General features: G+C 55.5%; 1 pseudogene. It reads right to left on the reverse strand.

The features are described 5' to 3' along the window. Positions 1–1,217, reverse strand: a pseudogene (locus tag QUA23_RS30900) (hypothetical protein); the annotation flags it as partial.

The following is a 1,217-nucleotide window of genomic DNA, read 5'->3' on the forward strand; positions in this document are numbered from 1 at the left end:
GCGCCGCTGTTGTCTGTGGCGCTGTAGGTGAAATTGGCTCCTGTAAAGTTGCCAGTTGTTTGGAAAAATAGTTGCTGTAACTGTTGAGGCGTTAAAACTTGACCTGGTGTCACTGGTACGCCGCCGTTGGCTGGGTCTCCTAAAAACAGGACGGCTTGGTCTGGTGAGGGCAGGGTGTTGATGGTGTAAGAGACGATCGACCCGTCGGGGTCGCTGCCTCCCAATCCGGTGACTAACTGGCTGCTGTTGGGTCCGAGTCTGGAGTTGGCATTGTTAGCAACAGGTGGTTGGTTGTCAGTTGGAGTTGGCGTTGGAGTTGTGGGAGTTGGAGTTGTGGGAGTTGGAGTTGTGGGAGTTGGTGTGGGAGTTGGTGTGGGAGTTGGAGTTGGAGTTGGCCCTATCAGTCCATTCACAGTAGCGGTAGCGGGTGGACTGATAGCACCGCTGTTGTCTGTGGCGCTGTAGGTGAAATTGGCTCCTGTAAAGTTGCCTGTGGTGAAGAAAAATAGTTGCTGCAACTGTTCTGGAGTCAGGACTTGGCCTGCTGTGACTGGTACGCCGCCGTTGGCTGGATCTCCTAAAAACAGGACTGCTTGGTCTGGTGAGGGCAGGGTGTTGATGGTGTAAGAGACGATCGACCCGTCGGGGTCGCTGCCTCCCAATCCCGTGACTAACTGGCTGCTGTTGGGCCCGAGGCTGGAGTTGGCATTGTTAGCCAATGGTGGTTGGTTGTCAGTTGGTGTGGGAGTTGGGGCCCCCGGCCGCAAGATAGCCGCCACAGTAGCGACAGCGGGACTGGAGGCGCCACTGTTGTCTGTGGCGCTGTAGGTGAAATTGGCTCCTGTAAAGTTGCCAGTTGTTTGGAAAAATAGTTGCTGCAACTGTTCTGGCGTCAAAACTTGACCTGCTGTGACCGGTACACCGCCGTTGGCTGGATCTCCTAAAAACAGGACTGCTTGGTCTGGTGAGGGCAGGGTGTTAATGGTGTAAGAGACGATCGACCCGTCGGGGTCGCTGCCTCCCAATCCGGTGACTAACTGGCTGCTGTTGGGCCCTAGGCTGGAGTTGGCATTGTTGGCTAATGGCGGCTGGTTGTCAGTTGGAAGTATGGCCGCCACAGTAGCGGCCGCGGGACTGGATGCGCCGCTGTTGTCTGTGGCGCTGTAGGTGAAATTGGCTCCTGTAAAGTTGCCAGTTGTTTGGAAAAATAGTTGCTG

Origin of the sequence: Microcoleus sp. Pol1C5 (assembly GCF_036701115.1) — a bacterium.
Taxonomy (GTDB): Bacteria; Cyanobacteriota; Cyanobacteriia; order Cyanobacteriales; family Microcoleaceae; genus Microcoleus.